This window comes from Xanthomonas sp. LMG 12462, assembly GCF_009192885.1.
Taxonomy (GTDB): Bacteria; Pseudomonadota; Gammaproteobacteria; order Xanthomonadales; family Xanthomonadaceae; genus Xanthomonas_A; species Xanthomonas_A sontii.
On the sequence record NZ_NMPP01000010.1, the window covers coordinates 25741 to 44516 of the forward strand.

The window sequence follows — 18776 nt, forward strand, 5'->3', positions numbered from 1 at the left end:
GCGGAGCCGGACATGGCGCAGCACCCTTCGCAACACCAACTCGGCCAGGCCCGGCGGGCCTTCTTCGAACGCGGCGGCGCGCCGGTCGGGCAGGTGCCCGACACCATCCTGCAGTCGTGGCAGCGCTGCCAGCGCCTGGGCCTGGCCGCTGACGCGAAGCCCGCGATCGAACCGCTGGAAGCCTCGCGCCTGCGCGCCCTGCGCGAGGCGCACGAGCGGCTGTGGCGGCTGGCACGCGCCGAACTGGAAGGCCTGGCCGGCGACGCCGCGGCCACCGGCAGCATCGTGCTGCTCACCGACGAGGCCGGCTGGATCCTCGACGCCGAAGGCAGCCCGCGCTTCCTCGACAAGGCGGGCAGGGTGGCGCTGATGCCCGGCGCATGCTGGAGCGAACCCCAGGTCGGCACCAATGCGATCGGCACGGCGATCGTCGAAAGCCGTTCGGTGGAAGTGCGTGGCGGCGAGCACTATTTCGCCCCGCACCAGATCCTCAGTTGCGCGGCGGTGCCGATCTTCGATCCGTACGGCGCCCTGGCCGGCGTGCTCGACATCTCCGGCGACGCCAGCGTGCAGCACATGCATGCGCTGGCACTAGCGCGGATGGCGGTGGCCAACATCGAACACCGCTATTTCGACGACGGCATCCCCGGCTGCGAACTGCTGCGCGTGCACCACGACCCGGCGCTGCTCGGCACGGCGCGCGAAGCGCTGCTGGCGTTCCGCAACGGCCGCCTGGTGGCCGCCAACCAGGCCGGGTTGCGGCTGTTCGGGCTGGAGCGCCACGAACTCGGCCGCGCGCCCTACGAAGCGCTGTTCGACGAGCCGCTGTCGCGGCTGCGCCAGCAGGGCAGCGTGTTCGACCTGCAGGGGCGGGCGCTGCACGGACGCATCGACAGCCCGGCCGACGATCGTCCGCGGCGGCGCCCGCAGCAGGCGCCGATCACCGTGACCGCGTCATCGCGGCCTTCGGCGGCGGCGGCGTCCGACGCGCCGCTGTTCGACGCGGCGCAGGAACTGGCGCTGGAACGCGCGCGGCGCGTGCTCGACGCGCAACTGCCGGTGCTGGTGCAGGGCGAGACCGGCACCGGCAAGGAAGTGTTCGCGCGCGAATTGCACCGGCGCAGCGCCCGCGCCGGGCGCCCGTTCGTGGCGGTCAACTGCGCGGCGCTGCCCGAGGGGCTGATCGAAGCGGAACTGTTCGGCTACGAGGATGGCGCCTTCACCGGCGCGCGCAAGCACGGCAACCCGGGCCTGCTGCGCCAGGCTGACGGCGGCGTGCTGTTCCTGGACGAGATCGGCGACATGCCGCTGGCCTTGCAGCCGCGGCTGCTGCGCGTGCTGCAGGAACGCGAACTGCTGCCGCTAGGCGGCGGCAAGCCGGTGAAGCTGGATTTCGCGCTGGTCTGTGCCACCCACCGCGACCTGGACGCGGCGATGGCCGAGCAGCGCTTCCGGCCCGATCTGTACTACCGCATCGCCCACCACTGCGTGCAGATTCCGGCACTGCGTGCGCATCCGGACCGACGCGCGCTCGTCGCCGAGCTGTGGGCGCGGCTTGGCCAGGGCAGGCGTCTGACCGAGGCGGCCCTGGCGACGCTGAGCGCCTACGCGTGGCCGGGCAATCTGCGCCAGCTGGTGGCGTGCCTGCGCACCCTGGTGGCGTTGAGCGAAGCGGATGCGCTGGTCGATACCGACGCCTTGCCGGCCTACCTGCCCGGCGTGCGCGCGGGAGAGCAGGGCAGCAACGGCGGCACCGCGATGCCGTTGCCCGATGCCGACCTCGACAGTCTCGCGCTCGGCGCCATGCGCCAGGCCCTGGATGCCTGCAACGGCAACGTCTCGCAGGCCGCACGCCGGCTCGGCATCAGCCGCAGCACGCTGTACCGGCGGCTGCAGTTGGGGACGCACTGAGGCGGCATATCGCCGGCTGCGCCTTACGCGGTCGTCGACGTCGCACGTCCCGTAGGAGCGGCTGCAGCCGCGACACGGCGTTATCGGTCATGTCAGTCGTGGCTGACGCTGCTCCTACAGCGCAGCGCGGTTTCCACCGAATCGCAGCAACGCGCGCGGCTGGAGCGCCCTTTCGCCGCGACAGCCCTCCCACAGACCCCTCGTCGGTTGGAAACCGCTCTCGCATCCACAGCCTCTTTCGCACGGAACACATCGCCCACGACTGCCGCGTCCGAACACGGCGAGCAGCGCGCGGTGCTGCCGGCGATGCTCCAGGCTCCTTCGCAACCATGGAGCTTCACATGCAACGCTTGCACGGCAAGATCGCGCTCATCACCGGCGCCAGTTCCGGCATCGGCCACGCCGCCGCGCACCTGTTCGCGCGCGAAGGCGCCTGCGTGGTGCTGGGCGCGCGCCGCGGTGCGCTGCTGCAGACGCTCGCCGCGCAGATCGAGGACGCGGGCGGCCAGGCCGCGTGGCTGGCCGGCGACGTCCGCGAGGAGGCCTATGCGCAGGCGTTGGTGGCGCTGGCGAACACGCGCTTCGGCGGGCTGGACATCGGCTTCAACAACGCCGGCACCCTGGGCACGCTGGTGCCGACCACGCAACTGCAGGCGCAGGCCTGGCGCGACGCGCTCGATACCAATCTCAGCGGCGCATTCTTCGGCGCCAAGCATCAGATTCCGGCGATGCTGGCACGCGGCGGCGGGTCGCTGATCTTCACCTCGACCTTCGTCGGCCACACCGTCGGCTTCCCGTGCACCGCCGCCTATGCCGCCAGCAAGGCCGGCCTGATCGGCCTGACCCAGGCGCTGGCAGCGGAGTTCGGGCCGCAGGCGATCCGGGTCAACGCCTTGCTGCCGGGCGGCACGCACACGCCGATGGCGGAGGCGATGAACGGCACGCCGGAAGCGCTGGCGCAGGTCGCGCAGCTGCATGCGCTCAAACGCCTGGCGCAGCCGGACGAACTGGCACGGGCCGCGCTGTTCCTGGCCTCGGACGAAGCCGCGTTCGTGACCGGCAGCGCGATGCTGGTCGACGGCGGGGTATCGATCATGCGCAGTTGACGCGGACGGCGGTCGCGATGTCGCCGCGCCCGCACGCTGCGTGGCGAAGCGCACGCTCGCCACCGCGGGCAATGCCCTGCCGCTGCCGACGTCGCGACAGCAGCGGCCGGGCATGCGATCGCTCAGTCGTAGCTGTTGTTCATGCACGGTGAGCTGACCGGCGTCAGCACACTGAAGCTGCTGGCGTACAGCGCGATGATGCAGGTCCCCGGCGCATCGCTCTGCACGTAGTTGCATTGCTTGCTGTTGCGGCTACGCGAGCTGCCGTCGCTCATCTGGAACGACAGGTTCCAGTAGTCGTTGGAGCCGGTCTGCGCCCGCAGCGGCACGGAGGCGATCGTGCCGCCCGGCGGCAGCGACGCCGAAGCGGCCGGATCCATGTAGTTGCCGCAGGTGTGCTTGACGCTGACGTTGTTGATCGTCTGGCCGGTGCAATTGACCACCGTGAAGGTGCCTTGGTACGGCGTGGCGCTGACGCCTTCGGCCAACGCGGGTTTGCTCTTGGTGCCGGCGTTGTCGCGGCTGTCGTCGGATGTGCTCATGGTGCGTCTCCTGGAGAGGCGTGGCGGTCTGCGGGGGTGGCATTACGCTAGCGCCGCCGCGAAGAACGCCGCCAGCGTCCGCCGCCGGTTCGCGTAGACAGGTGCAGTGCGTTTGGTAGACGACTTGCATGCGCGGCGCAGCGTGTAGACGCGCGGCACCTGGCGTTCGCTCATGCCAGGCGCGGCATCGCCTCCGATGATTCATACGCGGCTGCCAGACGCCTTCTCCCGCAGTGCCGCTATCGCGTTCGCCTCGCGCTGCAGCTGCGCCTCGCACTTGCCGTCGTTCGACAGGTGCAGATGCTGATGGACGCATCGACCGTCGTCGGCGTAGAGCTGCGGCAGGCCATCGCCGAATGGTCGCCAGAACCAAGCGGATGCGCAGCCGCCTCGCCACGCAGCCGCGAGCGAAAGCCTCGCCAGACCGGCAGGCGTTCGCGGCTAGTGCGGCAAGTCCCACTGCAAGCCGACCGTGTAGCTGCGGTCGGGGCCCGGCTCGTAGTAACGGCCGTTGCCGTCGTTGACGATGACCGAGCCGATGTAGCGGCGATCGAACGCGTTGTCGATGCGCGCGAAGGTGCGCAGGGTGCCGTGCGCGGTGGTCCAGCGCCGCGCCGCTTCCAGGTTGAGCAGGGCGTAGCCGGGCGCGGCCTCGCTGGCCAGGTCGTTGACCACGGTGTCGCCGGCGGCCACGCCCTCCACCGCGAATTGCCAGGCGCGCGGCTGCCACTGCCAGCGCGCGAACAGTTGCTGCTGCGGCACGCCGGGCAGGCGCGTGCCGGCGGCCACCACCGCGGTCGGCGTCGCGCAGCCGCTGCTGGCGCAGGTCAGGTAGGCCTGGCGCACCGTCGCCTGCAGCAAGGTGTAGGCCACCTGCAGTTGCGCGCTGGCGCCCAGCGGCAGGGTCAGGCTGGTCTCAGCGCCCTGGCGGCGGGTGCGGCCGATGTTGCGGTAGGTGCTGCGGCCGTTGGTGTTGCTGGCCACCGCCAGCTCGTCCTCGGTGGTGGCGCGGAACAGCGCCGCGTCCCAACGGGCGCCGGCGGCGTTGCGCCACTTCGCGCCCAGTTCCAGGTTCTGGCTGCGCGCGGCGTCCAGGTCCAGCGCCAGGCCGGCGCCGCCGTCGCGGCGGTAGCCCAGCTCGTTGAAGGTCGGGGTCTCGAACCCGCGCCCGGCCGAGGCGTAGAGCCGCAGGTCGTCGGTGACGCGGAACACCAGCCCGGCCACCGGCGTGGTCGCCGCATAGTCGGTGCGGCCGCTGTCGTCGGGATTGCGGCCGACGATGTAGGCATCGTTCGAGCGGAACCGCACTTGGCTGTGGCGCAGCCCGGCCAGCAGCGACCAGCGCTCGGCGAACTGCCACCAGGCCTGGGCGAACTGGTCCACGTTCTCCACCCGGTCCTGCTGGTCGCGGCGCAGCCGGCCCTTCACCCCGAGCGTGCTGCCGACGAAGTTCTCGTAGCCGGTGCGGTGCTGTTGCTGGCGGTCGGCATTGGCGCCGACGGTGAACTGGAACGGGCGGCCGCCCAGTTCGCCCTGCCAGGCCCAGCGCGCGTCGAGGCCGCCGTAGTCGCCGTCCAGGTCGATCACGCCGCCGGCATTGAGCGGGTTGCTCTGCGCGCCCACCGGGACCGAGAGGTATTGGGTGACGTCGCGGCGCCCGGCGTAGCCCATCAGCCGCCAGGTCTGCTGGTCCACCTGCTGGGTGAAGATCGCGCCGGCCTGCACCTGGCGGGTGGACTTGCGGGTGTCGAACTGGTCGGCGGCGGCGGTGGCCTGGCGCGGGTCGGCGGCGACCTGGGCGCGGCTCAGGCCCAGCGGATCCTGCGCATCGGGCGCCTCCAGCGCGTTGAGCAGCAGGTCCAGGCGCCGCCCGGGCGCCAGGTCGATGCCGATCTTGGCGTTGAAGGTGGTGCGCTGGGCGTGGCTGTGGTCGCGGTAGCCGTCGGTGCTGAAATGGGTGGCCGCCAGGTTGTAGTGGACGTCCCCCTGCTGGCCCAGCGCCTGCGCGCTGAGGGCGGCGGTGCCGTGGCTGCCGATCGCACTGCGCAGCCGCCACGGATCGTCCGGCTGGCCGTCGGCGCTCCACAGCTGCACCACGCCGCCGGAAGAGTTGCCGTACAGCGCCGAGAACGGCCCGCGCAGCACCTCGACCCGCTCGCTGCCGAACAGGTTGAAGTTGGACAGCTGGCCCTGGCCATCCGGCATCGTCGCCGGGATGCCGTCCAGCAGCAGGCGCACGCCGCGCACGCCGAACGCCGAGCGCGCGCCGAAGCCGCGGATCGACAGCTGGGTGTCCTGCGCATAGTTCTGGCGATCGCGCGCGAGCAGGCCGGGCACCCCGACCAGCGCCTCGGACGCCTGTATGCCGAGGCGGTCGCTCTCGCCCAGGCCGGTCGTGGTCAGCGACGCCGGCAGGTCGAAATCGGCCACGCCGCCGACGCGGGCGGCCTGGACCTGGAGCACTGGCAAGGTGGTGGCCGGATCCTCGCCGGGAGCGGCGTGGACCAGGGGCGACAGCGCCAGGGCGCAGGCCCCGCAGAGCAGGGCGGAGGGCAGGGAAGATGACATGGCCCATCATCGCCCAACTGCCGCCCGGCCGCACCCGGCCAAGCGCGGCAGCGTTTGTTAGGATGAGGTGTTTGACCGCGCCGGCTCCGGTCCTTCCGGCCCCCACCTCCGCCACCGAACGAGTACCGCCGTGTCCTTCTTTGCAAACGTGGAACAGGTCCCAGGCGACCCGATCCTGGGCCTGACCGAAGCCTACAACGCCGATTCCCGCCCGACCAAGGTCAACCTGGGCGTGGGCATCTACTACGACGAAAACGGCCGCATCCCGCTGCTGCGCGCGGTGCAGCAGATCGAACAGCAACTGGCGCAGGACGCCAGGCCGCGCGGCTACCTGCCGATCGACGGCCTGCCGGCCTATGACCTGGCCACGCAGAAGCTGCTGTTCGGCGCCGAGTCGCCGCTGCTGGCCGCCGGCCGCGTCGCCACCTCGCAGACCGTCGGCGGCAGCGGCGCGCTGCGCGTGGGCGCGGACCTGCTGAAGAAGCTGCTGTCCACCTCCACCATCGCCATCAGCAACCCGAGCTGGGAGAACCACCGCGCCGTGTTCGGTGCCGCCGGCTTCGACGTGGTCGAGTACACCTATTTCGATCCGGCCAGCCACGGCCTGAATTTCGACGGCATGCTCGCCGACCTGCGCCAGCTCGCCCCCGGCAGCGTGGTGCTGCTGCACGCCTGCTGCCACAACCCGACCGGCGCCGACCTGAGCCAGGCGCAGTGGCGCACCGTGGCCGAGCTGCTGAAGGAACGCAACCTGTTCCCGTTCGTGGACATCGCCTACCAGGGCTTCGACAAGGGCATCGACGCCGACGCCTACGCGGTGCGCCTGCTGGCCGAGGTCGGCATCGACAACTACGTGGTCGCCAGTTCCTACTCCAAGTCGTTCTCGCTGTACGGCGAGCGCGTCGGCGCGCTGTCGGTGGTCTCGGCGAATGCTGCCGAGAGCAAGGCGGTGCAGTCGCAGGTCAAGCGCATCATCCGCACCATCTACTCCAGCCCGTCCACGCACGGCGCCGCGCTGGTCGCCGGGGTGCTCAACAGCCCGGAACTGCGCGCGATGTGGGAGCAGGAACTGACCGAGATGCGCGAGCGCATCCACGCCCTGCGCGCCGGCATGGTGCAGAAGCTGGCCGCCCTGGGCGCGCCGGAGTTCGGCTTCATCCAGCAGCAGGCCGGCATGTTCTCCTACTCGGGCCTGAGCAAGGCGCAGGTGGACCGGCTGCGCGAGGAGTTCGGCATCTACGCGGTCGGCACCGGCCGCATCTGCGTGGCCGCGCTGAGCCAGAAGAACCTGGACTACGTGACCCAGGCCGTGGCGACCGTGCACAAGGGCTGAGCCCTGCGGTCCCGCGCCAAGCCGGAAGCGCCTGCGCTTCCGGCTTTTTTGTGCCTGCGTGGGGGCCGTGTCGGCCCGCGCCGGCATGGTCGCGGAACACCGTTGATCGAAATCTGCGGCGCAACCCGCGACAATGGCGGCCCCCTTCTCACGCAAGGCCGTCCTGCCCATGTCGCGAACGTCGCTGACCCGCTTCCTGATCGAAGAACAGCATGCCGGGCGTATCGGCCCGGAGCTGCGCCAGCTCATCACGATCGTGTCCCGCGCCTGCAAGCGCATCTCCATCGCGGTCAGCAAGGGCGCCCTCGGCGGCGTGCTCGGCGATGCCGGCACCGGCAACGTGCAGGGCGAAGCGCAGAAGAAGCTGGACGTGCTCAGCAACGACATCCTGCTCGAAGCCAACGCCTGGGGCGGCCACCTCGCCGCCTGCGCCTCCGAAGAGATGGACCACTGCCAGCCGGTGCCCGACAAGTACCCCAGCGGCGATTTCCTGCTGCTGTTCGATCCGCTGGACGGCAGCTCCAACATCGACGTCAACGTCTCGGTCGGCACCATCTTCTCGGTGCTGCGCGCGCCCCCAGGCACCGACAAGCCCGGCGACGAGCACTTCCTGCAGCCGGGCACCGCGCAGGTCGCCGCCGGCTACTGCATCTACGGCCCCAGCACGATGCTGGTGCTGACCCTGGGCCACGGCACCCACGCCTTCACCCTGGAGCGCGAGGAGGGCAGCTTCCTGCTGACCCAGGCCGACATGCGCATCCCCGAGGACACCGCCGAGTTCGCGATCAACATGTCCAACCAGCGCCACTGGGAAGCGCCGATGCAGCAGTACGTGGCCGACCTGCTGGCCGGCAGCGACGGCGTGCGCGGCAAGAACTTCAACATGCGCTGGATCGCCAGCATGGTCGCCGACGTGCATCGCATCCTCACCCGCGGCGGCATCTTCATCTATCCCTGGGACAAGAAGGACCCGGGCAAGGCCGGCAAGCTGCGGCTGATGTACGAAGCCAACCCGATGGGCATGCTGGTGGAGCAGGCCGGCGGCGCCGCCAGCACCGGCCGCGCACGCATCCTCGGCCTGCAGCCGGAGCAACTGCACCAGCGCGTGCCGGTGTTCCTGGGCTCGAAGAACGAAGTGGCCGAGGCGGTGCGGTATCACCTGGAGCACGACGCGGCAAATGGCTGAGCGGCGCCGCGGTCGGTGGCGCGGGCAGGACGTTGCCCCGTCTTCGCTCTCATCCGGCCGCTGTCTGCCGCGCAAGGCATCGCATAGGCGTTTTGCCTGATGCGAGGTGACGCCGTGGTACTTCAGGCGAGGAGCGAGCGGATCGGCGGCGTCGATGCCAATCGATTCCTCCAGATCTGTGAGACGCTGGGCTAGCCAGTCGCTGCGTGCACGCTGCCACGCAGCGCACATTGCAGCCACTCAGGTGTCAGGAGACCTAACATGCTCAAACGATGGCTTGCCGCCCTGCTAGCACTATTTGCCGCCGCTTCCCCGGCGGCAGCCGACTCGTGGCGGGAGGGAGGCCTCTACGCGACCAGTCGGCAGGAGGGTGGCTACGTATTGCTCAAGATCCTCAAGCTGGACGCGGATGGCGTACATGTGCGCGTCTACAGCAACGTCTACCCAGTGCCGCCCAAAGCGGTCGACACGTCCACCCTATATCTCGCTGGGGACAATCGACACGATGATGAACCCTTGGGCATGGGCCACCTCCCGATCTCCAGAGCCTCTTTCGCTGGCTGGGATCTTCATTTTGTCCAGCAGTCCTCGGTAACCGAGGAAGAACTCGAGGGTTACCGAATCTGGCAGGAAGCGCAGGGCGGCTATTTCTAGCACGGCCGCATGCGCTCCGCGTTGCGCCGGCAGTGGCGAACGACACGGATGGAAATCGAACGGATCAGGCCGGCGGACACTGCACGATGGCTCGACTGCGGTAGGGTAGCGGCGTCCGGCGCCAGCAGAGCGCGTTGATCGCCGGCGGTCGTCGCGTGCACCTGGTCGTCCCGGGCGGGAGGAACCCCATGAACCAGACCCTCGTCGTGCTGTTCTTCTTCGCCACCGCACCGGTCGCGCTGATGCCCACCGTCATCGCGCTGTTCACCCGCCACCGCTGGCGGCGGCGCATCGTGCTGGTCAACCTGGCGCTGTGGACGCTGCTGTTCTTCGCCGCCCGCAGCTTCACCCTGTACAACTCCAGCCGCTTCGAGCTGCCGACCCTGCTGGCGCTGGCGGTGTGGCTGGCGCTGCTGGGCATCGCGATCCGCGGCACGCCCGGGTCATCCAGGCGCTCCTAGCCACCGACAACGCCCGCACGCCTGGTCGGTGCGCGATGGGCGATCGCGGCGGCGGACCGCGCTCGGTGCACGTTTGCGGTGCCGCAGCGCTCACGACCCTTGCACGCCATCGCGACGCCAGGCCCATCGCGCCCGATCCACAGTGGCGTTTTACTGACGGAGTCGGACCATGTCCCTGCGCGCCTTCGGCCTGAACTGCTCGCTCAAGCGCGGCACTGCGCCCTCGTCCACCCAACGCCTGCTGGATCAGATCCTGCAGGCACTGGCCGCGCATGGCGTGCAGGGCGATTCGGCGCGTGTGGCCGACTTCGACGTGCGCCCCGGCGTACGTGCCGACGAAGGCGACGGCGATGCCTGGCCGCAGCTGCGCCAGCGCGTGCTGGACGCAGACATCGTCGTGCTGGCCACGCCGATCTGGGTCGGTCATCCCTCGAGCCTGGCGCAGCGCGTGCTGGAGCGCATGGATGCGTTCCTCGGCGAAATCGGCGACGACGGCGTCTATCCGACCTTCAACCGCGTGGCCATGGTCGCGGTGGTGGGCAACGAGGATGGCGCGCACAAGGTCAGTGCCGATCTCTACCAAGGGCTCACCGACTTCGGTTTCAGCGTCGCCGCCGGCAGCCCGCCGTACTGGGTCGGCGAGGCGATGGGCAGCACCGACTACCGGGACCTGAAGCAGACGCCGAAGGTACTGGCCGACACCATCAAGACCGCCGCCAGCAACGCCGCGCACCTGGCGCGCCTGCTCAAGGCCAATCCGTACCCGCCGCCGCTGGCCTGAGCGTTCCGCCGCGTCGGAGCGCCAGTGGCACGGAGCCGCTGCGCTGCGGCTGCAACCCTGCGAAATCGCTGGTAAGGTCGCGCGATGTCCGACCTGCATCCCGATTTCATCGAAGTGTTCGATGGCGCCATGTCCCGCGAGGACTGCGCCGCCATCCTGCGCCGCCTGCGCGGCAGCACCCAGTTGCGGCCCGGCGAGGTCGGCAGCGGCGTGTTCCCCGAGCTCAAGCGCAGCCGCGACCTGCGCATCAGCGGCCTGGAACCGTGGCGCGACGTGGAACAGCGGCTGCAGCAGGCCGTGTTCGGCGGGCTGCTCGGCTACCTGCGCAAGTACCCGCAGACCCTGATCTCGCCGCTGATGCTGCAGGTGCCCGGCGCCGACGGCCAGCCGCACCGGCTCGGCGCCGACGACTTCGCCCTGCTCGACGACGCCGCGCTGTCCAACCTGGCGCGCACCTGCCTGCGCCCGGGCGCGATCAACCTGCAGTGGTACGAAGCAGGCGAGGGCGGCTACCCGTACTGGCACTGCGAACTGTACCCGCGCGATCCGAGTGCCGAGACCCTGCACCGGCACCTGCTGTGGACCCTGTATCTCAACGACGATTTCGACGAGGGCGAGACCGAGTTCCTGTTCCAGCGCCGCAAGATCGCCCCGCGCGCCGGCAGCCTGCTGATCGCCCCGACCGCCTTCACCCATACCCATCGCGGCAACCGCCCGCAACGCGGCGACAAGTTCATCGCGACGAGCTGGATCCTGTTCCAGTCGGCGCAGGCGCTTTACGGCAGGGAATAGGGAAGGGGGAATGGGGATTCGTCAAAAGCAGGGATTCGGGAGTGGGGATTGGGGATTGGGGATTCGTAAAAGCGGCTTTCTTGGTGGCTGAATTGCAGTGGCTGCGTCGGGCCGCCGCGACGCGCCGCTCTTGCTAATCCCCAATCCCGAATTCCGAATCCCTGCCCCATTGCGAATCCCGAATCCCCAATCCCGAATCCCCAATCCCCGCTCAAAACAACACACCCTGCGGCGACGGCGGGCGCGGCGGCTGCGGTTTGACGAAGTGGCTGCAGTCCAGGCGGCGGCGCGGGGACTCGGCATAGCCCAGCCGCTTGTGCGCCAGGGCGAAGCGCCGTGCCAGCAGGTCAGCGTAGACCCCTTCGCCGCGCATGCGCTTGCCGAAGGTGCTGTCGTAGTCCTTGCCGCCGCGCAACTGCTGCACCGTGCTCATCACGTGCGCGGCGCGGTCGGGATGGTGCGCCTGCAGCCAGTCGCGGAACAGCGGCGCCACTTCGTTCGGCAGGCGCAGCAGCACGTAGCCGGCGGACTCGGCGCCGGCCTCGCGGGCCGCCTCCAGCACCGCTTCCAGCGCGTGGTCGTTGATCCACGGGATCACCGGCGCCACCATCACTCCGACCGGCACGCCGGCCTCATGCAGGGTGCGCATCGCGCGCAGCCGCGCGTGCGGCGCCGAGGCGCGCGGCTCCAGTCTGGCCGACAGCCGCGGGTCCAGCGAGGTCACCGAGAAGTGCACGCTGACCAGGTTGTCGCGGGCCAGCGGCGCCAGCAGGTCCAGGTCGCGCTCGACCAGCGCGTTCTTGGTGATCAGCGAAAACGGGTGGCGGGTCTCGGCGAAGACCTCGATCAGGCGCCGGGTCAGCTGCAGCTTGCGCTCGATCGGCTGGTAGGCGTCGGTGTTGATGCCCAGCGCGATCGGGCTGGGCATATAGCCGGGCTTGGCCAGCTCGCGGCGCAACAGCTCCGGGGCATTGGTCTTGGCGAACAGCCGCGTCTCGAAGTCCAGCCCCGGCGACAGGTTCAGATAGGCGTGGCTGGGGCGGGCGAAGCAGTAGCTGCAGCCGTGCTCGCAGCCGCGGTACGGGTTCACCGATTGCGCGAACCCCACGTCCGGCGACTGGTTGCGACTGATGATGCTGCGTGCGGTCTCCTCGCTCACCTGGGTGCGCAGGCGCGGGGCGGCGAATTCCTCGCTGTCGTCGGGGTGCCAGCCGTCGTCCTCGGCCTGGCTGACGGTCCGTTCGAAGCGGCCCGGCAGATGGCTGCCGGCGCCGCGGCCCTTGATAGCGGTGCTCATCGGCATAGGCTACGCGGCAGCCGTCTCGGCGGATGCGACGGCACCGACGGCGGCGCTGAATCTTTCAGGCGACGCAGGCAGCGTGGCTCACCTCCGCCCGTTGCCCACGGCGGCGCAGCAGATCGACGTTCCACGGCGGGCCGGGGGCGTGCCGCTCTTCGGCGATGACGCTGCCATTCGCCGAACCGGGGCCTCGTCGCGGGCGCCCGCGAACGCCGTCGCCTTGGCGTCACTCGGTTGCCGCGAACGCCTGCTGTCATGCACCCGCAGTGCAGCGCTGGTTCGCAGAGCGGATGGCTGCCAGCGCGCCAGACAGCAAACCCACGCGATCCGGGCGGTCGCCGCGGTGCCGGGCCGGCACCGCCTTCGCCGCAACCTCCGCGTCACCCTCTAGAATCCGCCGATGCTCGTGATCGCGACTCTGCAGAACACCTGGGACCGGCTGACCGGCATCCCGCACATCGGCGCCTACCTCACCGCCGCCTACCTGCTGTACATCCTGTGGCTGAGCGGCTGGATCGTGCTGCAGAAACGCGAGCCGGCGGCGACGCTGAGCTGGGTGCTGTCGCTGGCCGCCTTGCCCTACCTGGGCTTCGTCATCTACTACCTGCTGGGCCCGCAGAAGGTGAAGCGGCAGCGCCTGCGCCGCGGCCGCTCGCGCTCGGGCATGGAGCACTACAGCAGCGTCTGCCCACCCGACGCCGACTGCACCGAGCTGGCCAAGATCGCCCAGGCCACCACCGGCCTGGCGCCGAGTTCGGCCACCGCGGTGCAGTGGCTGGTCGACGGCGCGGCGACCTATGAGGCGATCCTGCGCGACATCGGCGCCGCGCAGCACCACGTGCACCTGGAGTACTACATCTTCAATCCCGACCGCACCGGTACACGCATCCGCGACGCGCTGGTCGAGCGCGCCCGCGCCGGGGTGCGGGTGCGGCTGCTGCTGGATGCGGTCGGCTCCTCGCAGGTGCGCAAGCGCTTCCTGCGGCCGCTGCTGGAGGCCGGCGCCGAGGTGGCCTGGTTCCATCCCACCCAGTTGCTGCGGCCGTTCAAGTTCAAGCGGCCCTGGGTCAACCTGCGCACCCACCGCAAGATCGTGGTGATCGATGGCCGCATCGCCTTCACCGGCGGCATCAACGTCACCGACGAAGAGAACGAGGCGCTGCGCGCCGATGCCTACCGCGACCTGCACCTGCGCTGCGAGGGCCACGTCGTGCGCAGCCTGCAGCTGGTGTTCGTGGAGGACTGGCTGTACGCCACCCGCCAGGGCCGCGACGCCTTCGACATGGCGCGGATCTGGCCCAGCGACATGCCCAGCCGCGACGCCGGCAGCATCCAGGCACAGGTGCTGGTGTCGGGGCCGGATTCGTCGTGGGAAAGCATCCATCGCCTGCAGGTCGCGGCGATCCACGAGGCGCAGCGGCGGGTATGGCTCGTCACGCCGTATTTCGTGCCGGGCGAGGCCGCGCGCATGGCGCTGACCTCGGCGGCGCTGGGCGGGCTGGACGTGCGCCTGCTGGTGCCCAAGCGCAGCGACTCGCGGCTGGTGACCTTGGCCGCGCGCTCCTACTTCGACGAACTGCTGCAGGCCGGCGTGCGGATCTACGAGTACGGCCCGCGCATGCTGCATACCAAGGCGTTGATCACCGACGAGGACCTGTGCCTGGTCGGCAGCGCCAACTTCGACAACCGCAGTTTCCGGCTCAATTTCGAGGTCGCCACGCTGTTCCGCGACCGTGGGCTGACCCGGCAGCTGGCCGAGCTGCTGGAAGGCGAGATGGCCGATGCGGTGCGCGTGCGCGACGACCGCAAGCGCTCGCTGTGGCGCTACCGGCTGCCGGAGGCGGTGGCGCGGCTGACCTCGCCGCTGCTGTAAGCGCGGCGCCCCGGCGCCAGGAGCGGTGCACGCCGGCCGCGGTGCCACGTGGAACCGGCACGCCCGGCGGCGCTACACTGCGCCATCCTTGGGGAGATCGTCATGTACTGGCTCTTTCTGCCGCTCGCGCTGGGTGCTTTCGTTCTGGCGTTCACGACGCCGCACATGTGGTTGCTGGTGGTGAGCCTGCTGGCCGCGCTGGCCTTTCTGCTGGCCTGGGCACGCGGCTGGTACGTGGCCAAGATCGGCGATGCCAGCCAGCGCGACGCGATGCCGATGATCGACCCGGCCGAACTGCGCCGCCTGCGCGAGCAGGCCGAGGCGCGCCGCGCCGCGGCCGCCGCCAGCGACGACGCCGCGGCACCGTAAGCGGTTCGCCGGCGATGACCAAGCTCAGCGTCAACGTCAACAAGATCGCGGTGCTGCGCAATTCGCGCGGCGGCGACCTGCCCAGCGTGCTCGACGCCGCGCGTGCCTGCCTGGACGCCGGCGCGCACGGCATCACCGTGCACCCTCGCCCGGACCGGCGCCACATCCATGCCGAGGACGTGCTGGCGCTGGCCGAACTGACCCGCGAGCGCGGCGTCGAATTCAACATCGAGGGCAACCCGTTCGCGCCGCCGCGTCCCGGCTATCCGGGACTGATCGCGCTGTGCGCGCAGACCCGCCCGGCGCAGGCCACCCTGGTGCCCGACGGCGACGGCCAGCTCACCTCCGACCACGGTTTCGACTTCGGCCGCGACAGCGAGCGTCTGCGCCCGCTGATCGCCGAACTGAAGGCCCTGGGCTGCCGGGTCAGCCTGTTCGTCGATGCCGACAACCCCGATCTGGCGGTGGCGGCCGAACTGGGCGCCGACCGCATCGAGTTGTACACCGGTCCCTATGCCGCCGCGTGGGAGCAGGGCGACAGCGCCGCGGCCGCGCCGTTCGCTGCCGCCGCACGCCGCGCGCAGGCTGCCGGGCTCGGCGTCAACGCCGGCCACGATCTGGCCCAGGCCAATCTCGGCGCGTTCCTGGAGACGGTGCCGCAGGTGCTGGAAGTGTCGATCGGCCACGCGCTGATCGGCGAGGCGCTCTACGCCGGGCTCGATGCCACGGTGAAGGCCTATCTGGCGGTGCTGGCCGGGGCACGCTGAGCGAGGCCGGCAGCGCGGCCTGGCTCCCTGGAACTTGCGGGCGTCGCGGGCGCAGCGATCGCGTGCAGCAAGGTTGTCGCGATCGGCGCAATCCGATCAACCTGGGCGTTCGCTGCCTCCCGCAAGCGGAAACGCGCGAGTTCCCGACGCGCGCGACGCCACCGGCAATGGTGGCGTCGCACCACAGACCGCCTGTTACTGCACGAAGCCGATGCGCTGGACGTCGGCGTTCTTGGCCGCCGCCAGCACCTTGGCCATGGCCTCGTAGTCGGCGTCCGGGCTGGCATCGATGCGCAGTTCGGGCGGATTGCCGGCCGCCTGCGCCATCGCTTCCTGCAGCCGGGGCTGCAGATCGCGCAAGGCCAGCGGCGCGGCATTCCAGAACAACTGGCCACTGGCGTCCAGGCGCAACTGGATCGGGTCCGGTGGTGGCAAGGGCCTGGACAGTGCCGGCGTCCGCTGCGGCAGGTCCATGGCGATCGTCCGCGTCAGCATCGGCGCGGTGACGATGAAGATGATCAACAGCACCAGCATCACATCGACCAGCGGGGTGACATTGATCTCCGCCAGCGGTCCCCGATTCCCTGCAGCACTGAACGCCATGGCCAGCCTCCTGTGGGTGTGGTGTCGCGTCACCAGCCTACACCCGCGGCGCGCCGGGAGGCGAGGGGTGGCGACAGGCGCGCGGGCTCGGGAGTGGTCCCGCATCGGACTGCTCAGGCCGGGAGGCGAGCAGGCGAGCGCGAAGCACGCTCGGCCAGGCGGACGACGCGACGCGCCACACGCAGGACCGCGGGCCGGCATCGTCGCAGCGGGCAGTGCAGCCAACCGTGCACGCACAAAAAAACGCCACCGTTGCCGGTGGCGTTTGCAGTCGCGTCATGACTGAGGTGTTGCGGTGAAGCGAATTGCGGTGAAGCTTATTGCTGCACGAAGCCGATCTTCTTCATGTCCGAGTTCTTGGCGGCGGCCAGCACCTTGGCCATCACTTCGTACTCGGAATCCGGATTGGCATCGATGCGCAGTTCCGGCTGGTTGGTCGGATCGCGCTGGACTTCGTTTTCCATCATCTGCGGGAGCGCACTCACCGCCACCGGGCTGTTGTTCCAGAACACCTGGTTCGACGCATCGATCCGCAGATCGATCGGCGGCGGCGGATCGCGCAACTGCGGCGGCGGGTTGATGACCCGCTGCGGCAGATCCACGTCGATCGGGTACGTCATGATCGGCGCGGTCACGATGAAGATGATCAACAGCACCAGCATCACGTCGACCAGCGGCGTGACGTTGATGTCGGCCATGGGACCACGGCCGCCTCCTGAGCTGAACGCCATGGCTCAGTTCCCCTTCTCTTTGGTCGCAACGAAGCCGACGTCCAGCATGCCCTGACTCTGCGCGATCTTGGTGATCTCGTTGATCGTGCGCATCTTGGTGGTGCGGTCGCCACGCAGGTTGAGCGGCGGCTGCGGGGTCTGCTGTGCAGCGGTCGAGAAGCGCGACTCCAGGGCTTCCTTGGAAATCGGCTCATCGTTCCAGTACAGCGACCCATCCTCCTTGACCGCCAGGGTGATCGGATTCGGACGCTTGTCGTCCTTGTCCGGATCCTGCTTCAAGTTGGCTTGGGGCAGTTCCACCTTGACCTTGTGGGACATCAGCGGTGCCGTGATGATGAAGATGATCAGCAGCACCAGCATCACGTCCACGAGGGGCGTGACGTTGATGTCGGCCATGGGGCCGCCGCTGTTACCACTACTGAAAGCCATAACGGGCTCCGTTAACGTTGCGTGGACGACTTAGCCGGGATCAGCGAACGCGCGAACCGGTGGCGAAGAAGTCGTGCAGGTCGTGAGCGAAGGTGTCGAACTTGGCGATCACCGAGCTGTTGACCTTGCTGAAGAAGTTGAAGGCGAACACGGCCGGGATCGCGACGAACAGACCGATCGCGGTCATGATCAGCGCTTCACCGACCGGGCCGGCCACGGCGTCGATCGAGGCGGAGCCGGTGGCACCGATCTTGATCAGCGCGCCGTAGATGCCCCACACCGTACCCAGCAGACCGACGAACGGTGCGGTCGCACCGACGGTCGCCAGCAGGGTCATGCCCGACTGCAGCTTGGTGCTTTCGCGGGTCACGGCCTGACGCAGGGCGCGGTCGACGAACTCCGAACGGCTCAGGGTCTCGCCCAGGCCGGTGCCGGTGCCGGCTTCGGCGCGCTGGTGGTGCGCGGCGGCCTGCGCGGCGTCCAGGGCGATCTTCGAGAACGGCTCGGAGGCCGGCTGCTCTTCCATCGCACGGATGGCGTCCTGGGCGTTCGGGGTGTCCCAGAACAGGCTGGTGACGCGGTCGGCCTGGCTCTTCAGACGGGTGGCGCGGAAGATGTTGATGATCGTCCAGTACCAGGACGAGGCGGACATGATGATCAGGGTGATGAGCACCACCCAGGAGACGGCGAAGTCACCCGGCTTGGAGGTCATTTCGGTGATCAGGTGCTCGAAGCCCATCTGCGACAGGGCGTTCGATGCGTTGTTGCCCCCCGCAGCAGCGGCGATGAAAATTTCCTGCAGCATGACGCTTACCTTTGTTGTGTGTGGTGGTGATGAGGGTGGTGCAAAGAGTAGACAGGGTCTGCGGACCGGCGGTGCGCCGGTCCGCGCAACCTTTGTATCAGTTCAGCGCGAAGTTGACCGGGACGCGGACGCGGCCGGCGGTCTTCTGTCCATTGACGACAGCGGCATTGAACCGCCACTTGCGCGCTGCTTCCATGGCGGCGCGGTCCAGGTCGCGGTTGCGGCTGGATTTCTCGACGGCAACGTTCGTGACGTTACCACTGGCATCGACATCGATGATCAGGATCACCTCGCCCTGCGCGCCCGACCGGAATGCAGCCGGCGGGTACTTCGGCGGGTTCATGTTCTTCGACGAGATATCGACGCTAGCGCTGATGTCGGAGGGTGCGGCCGGCGGCGCGGGCGGCGACGGCGGGGTGGCCACGTCGTTCGGGCGCGGCTCCGGCACGTCGATCACCGGGGCTTCCGGCGGCGGCGGCAGCGGGGTCGGCTTCGGCGGCGCGAGGTTCTTCACCGGCGGCGGCGGAGTTTCCGGCGGCTTCGGCGGCGGCGGCGGCGGCGGGGG

19 protein-coding genes are annotated in these 18776 nt (G+C 69.6%); 11 read left to right on the top strand and 8 right to left on the bottom strand.

What is annotated here, in order from left to right; translation table 11 throughout:
• Nucleotides 1-12: 12 nt before the first annotated feature.
• Together CEK69_RS03335 and CEK69_RS03340 are read left to right on the top strand one after the other, a co-directional pair.
• Entirely contained in the window at nt 13-1911 is a 1899-nt protein-coding gene (locus CEK69_RS03335) for a sigma-54-dependent Fis family transcriptional regulator (protein WP_152243841.1), read from the top strand.
• A gap of 341 nt (nt 1912-2252) precedes the next feature.
• Nucleotides 2253-3017, top strand: a complete 765-nt coding sequence (locus CEK69_RS03340) for an SDR family oxidoreductase (RefSeq protein ID WP_017911814.1) — start codon at nt 2253-2255, stop codon at nt 3015-3017.
• 122 nt (nt 3018-3139) lie between these two features.
• Here CEK69_RS03340 and CEK69_RS03345 read toward each other — a convergent pair whose 3' ends face one another.
• Nucleotides 3140-3559 carry a hypothetical protein gene (locus CEK69_RS03345; protein ID WP_017910076.1) on the bottom strand — a complete coding sequence of 140 codons (420 nt, stop codon included), beginning with the start codon at nt 3557-3559 and terminating at the stop codon, nt 3140-3142.
• A 441-nt stretch (nt 3560-4000) separates the two neighbouring features.
• A complete protein-coding gene (locus CEK69_RS03350) occupies nt 4001-6127 on the bottom strand; it encodes a TonB-dependent receptor (RefSeq protein WP_193313881.1) in 2127 nt (708 codons plus the stop codon).
• A gap of 130 nt (nt 6128-6257) precedes the next feature.
• On the opposite strand from CEK69_RS03350, the gene CEK69_RS03355 reads away from it, so the two are divergent.
• From CEK69_RS03355 to CEK69_RS03380, 6 genes are all read left to right on the top strand, one after another.
• Entirely contained in the window at nt 6258-7460 is a 1203-nt protein-coding gene (locus tag CEK69_RS03355) for an amino acid aminotransferase (RefSeq protein WP_026143214.1), read from the top strand.
• Nucleotides 7461-7629: 169 nt separating this feature from the next.
• Nucleotides 7630-8646: a class 1 fructose-bisphosphatase gene (locus CEK69_RS03360; RefSeq protein WP_152243843.1), complete on the top strand. Its 1017-nt coding sequence runs from the start codon at nt 7630-7632 to the stop codon at nt 8644-8646.
• Between the two features lie 261 nt (nt 8647-8907).
• Complete coding sequence (locus CEK69_RS03365; protein WP_148827834.1) at nt 8908-9300, top strand: hypothetical protein; 393 nt, start codon at nt 8908-8910, stop codon at nt 9298-9300.
• A gap of 188 nt (nt 9301-9488) precedes the next feature.
• A complete protein-coding gene (locus CEK69_RS03370) occupies nt 9489-9761 on the top strand; it encodes a hypothetical protein (RefSeq protein ID WP_150410045.1) in 273 nt (90 codons plus the stop codon).
• Between the two features lie 169 nt (nt 9762-9930).
• A complete protein-coding gene (locus CEK69_RS03375) occupies nt 9931-10542 on the top strand; it encodes an NAD(P)H-dependent oxidoreductase (protein WP_152243845.1) in 612 nt (203 codons plus the stop codon).
• Nucleotides 10543-10626: 84 nt separating this feature from the next.
• Complete coding sequence (locus tag CEK69_RS03380; protein ID WP_152243847.1) at nt 10627-11334, top strand: 2OG-Fe(II) oxygenase; 708 nt, start codon at nt 10627-10629, stop codon at nt 11332-11334.
• Nucleotides 11335-11545: 211 nt separating this feature from the next.
• Here CEK69_RS03380 and CEK69_RS03390 read toward each other — a convergent pair whose 3' ends face one another.
• Nucleotides 11546-12631 carry a PA0069 family radical SAM protein gene (locus CEK69_RS03390; protein WP_152243851.1) on the bottom strand — a complete coding sequence of 362 codons (1086 nt, stop codon included), beginning with the start codon at nt 12629-12631 and terminating at the stop codon, nt 11546-11548.
• Between the two features lie 403 nt (nt 12632-13034).
• On the opposite strand from CEK69_RS03390, the gene cls reads away from it, so the two are divergent.
• The 3 genes from cls to CEK69_RS03405 all read left to right on the top strand — a co-directional run bounded on the left by cls (nt 13035) and on the right by CEK69_RS03405 (nt 15643).
• A complete protein-coding gene (cls, locus tag CEK69_RS03395; protein ID WP_152243853.1) occupies nt 13035-14507 on the top strand; it encodes a cardiolipin synthase in 1473 nt (490 codons plus the stop codon).
• Nucleotides 14508-14609: 102 nt separating this feature from the next.
• Nucleotides 14610-14876 (top strand): hypothetical protein, encoded by a 267-nt coding sequence (locus CEK69_RS03400; RefSeq protein ID WP_010340662.1) that lies wholly within the window; start codon nt 14610-14612, stop codon nt 14874-14876.
• 14 nt (nt 14877-14890) lie between these two features.
• Nucleotides 14891-15643, top strand: a complete 753-nt coding sequence (locus CEK69_RS03405; RefSeq protein WP_017914585.1) for a pyridoxine 5'-phosphate synthase — start codon at nt 14891-14893, stop codon at nt 15641-15643.
• Nucleotides 15644-15838: 195 nt separating this feature from the next.
• On the opposite strand, the gene CEK69_RS03410 is transcribed toward CEK69_RS03405, so the two are convergent.
• The 5 genes from CEK69_RS03410 to CEK69_RS03430 all read right to left on the bottom strand — a co-directional run.
• Nucleotides 15839-16246, bottom strand: a complete 408-nt coding sequence (locus CEK69_RS03410) for a biopolymer transporter ExbD (protein ID WP_017911271.1) — start codon at nt 16244-16246, stop codon at nt 15839-15841.
• A 317-nt stretch (nt 16247-16563) separates the two neighbouring features.
• Complete coding sequence (locus CEK69_RS03415; protein ID WP_010340665.1) at nt 16564-16977, bottom strand: biopolymer transporter ExbD; 414 nt, start codon at nt 16975-16977, stop codon at nt 16564-16566.
• 3 nt (nt 16978-16980) lie between these two features.
• A complete protein-coding gene (locus CEK69_RS03420) occupies nt 16981-17406 on the bottom strand; it encodes a biopolymer transporter ExbD (RefSeq protein ID WP_026144583.1) in 426 nt (141 codons plus the stop codon).
• A 40-nt stretch (nt 17407-17446) separates the two neighbouring features.
• Nucleotides 17447-18211: a TonB-system energizer ExbB gene (gene exbB / locus CEK69_RS03425; RefSeq protein WP_010340667.1), complete on the bottom strand. Its 765-nt coding sequence runs from the start codon at nt 18209-18211 to the stop codon at nt 17447-17449.
• Between the two features lie 97 nt (nt 18212-18308).
• Nucleotides 18309-18776 (bottom strand): energy transducer TonB (locus tag CEK69_RS03430; protein WP_048491175.1); only part of this gene is annotated, 468 nt, incomplete at its 5' end.

Excerpts from the sequence above, each read along its gene's own strand:
- CEK69_RS03335 (WP_152243841.1), top strand. The coding sequence starts at position 13 with ATGGCGCAGCACCCTTCGCAACACCAACTCGGCCAGGCCCGGCGGGCC.
- CEK69_RS03340 (WP_017911814.1), top strand. The coding sequence starts at position 2,253 with ATGCAACGCTTGCACGGCAAGATCGCGCTCATCACCGGCGCCAGTTCC.
- CEK69_RS03345 (WP_017910076.1), bottom strand. The coding sequence starts at position 3,559 with ATGAGCACATCCGACGACAGCCGCGACAACGCCGGCACCAAGAGCAAA.
- CEK69_RS03350 (WP_193313881.1), bottom strand. The coding sequence starts at position 6,127 with ATGTCATCTTCCCTGCCCTCCGCCCTGCTCTGCGGGGCCTGCGCCCTG.
- CEK69_RS03360 (WP_152243843.1), top strand. The coding sequence starts at position 7,630 with ATGTCGCGAACGTCGCTGACCCGCTTCCTGATCGAAGAACAGCATGCC.
- CEK69_RS03365 (WP_148827834.1), top strand. The coding sequence starts at position 8,908 with ATGCTCAAACGATGGCTTGCCGCCCTGCTAGCACTATTTGCCGCCGCT.
- CEK69_RS03370 (WP_150410045.1), top strand. The coding sequence starts at position 9,489 with ATGAACCAGACCCTCGTCGTGCTGTTCTTCTTCGCCACCGCACCGGTC.
- CEK69_RS03375 (WP_152243845.1), top strand. The coding sequence starts at position 9,931 with ATGTCCCTGCGCGCCTTCGGCCTGAACTGCTCGCTCAAGCGCGGCACT.
- CEK69_RS03380 (WP_152243847.1), top strand. The coding sequence starts at position 10,627 with ATGTCCGACCTGCATCCCGATTTCATCGAAGTGTTCGATGGCGCCATG.
- CEK69_RS03390 (WP_152243851.1), bottom strand. The coding sequence starts at position 12,631 with ATGAGCACCGCTATCAAGGGCCGCGGCGCCGGCAGCCATCTGCCGGGC.
- cls (WP_152243853.1), top strand. The coding sequence starts at position 13,035 with ATGCTCGTGATCGCGACTCTGCAGAACACCTGGGACCGGCTGACCGGC.
- CEK69_RS03400 (WP_010340662.1), top strand. The coding sequence starts at position 14,610 with ATGTACTGGCTCTTTCTGCCGCTCGCGCTGGGTGCTTTCGTTCTGGCG.
- CEK69_RS03405 (WP_017914585.1), top strand. The coding sequence starts at position 14,891 with ATGACCAAGCTCAGCGTCAACGTCAACAAGATCGCGGTGCTGCGCAAT.
- CEK69_RS03410 (WP_017911271.1), bottom strand. The coding sequence starts at position 16,246 with ATGGCGTTCAGTGCTGCAGGGAATCGGGGACCGCTGGCGGAGATCAAT.
- CEK69_RS03415 (WP_010340665.1), bottom strand. The coding sequence starts at position 16,977 with ATGGCGTTCAGCTCAGGAGGCGGCCGTGGTCCCATGGCCGACATCAAC.
- CEK69_RS03420 (WP_026144583.1), bottom strand. The coding sequence starts at position 17,406 with ATGGCTTTCAGTAGTGGTAACAGCGGCGGCCCCATGGCCGACATCAAC.
- exbB (WP_010340667.1), bottom strand. The coding sequence starts at position 18,211 with ATGCTGCAGGAAATTTTCATCGCCGCTGCTGCGGGGGGCAACAACGCA.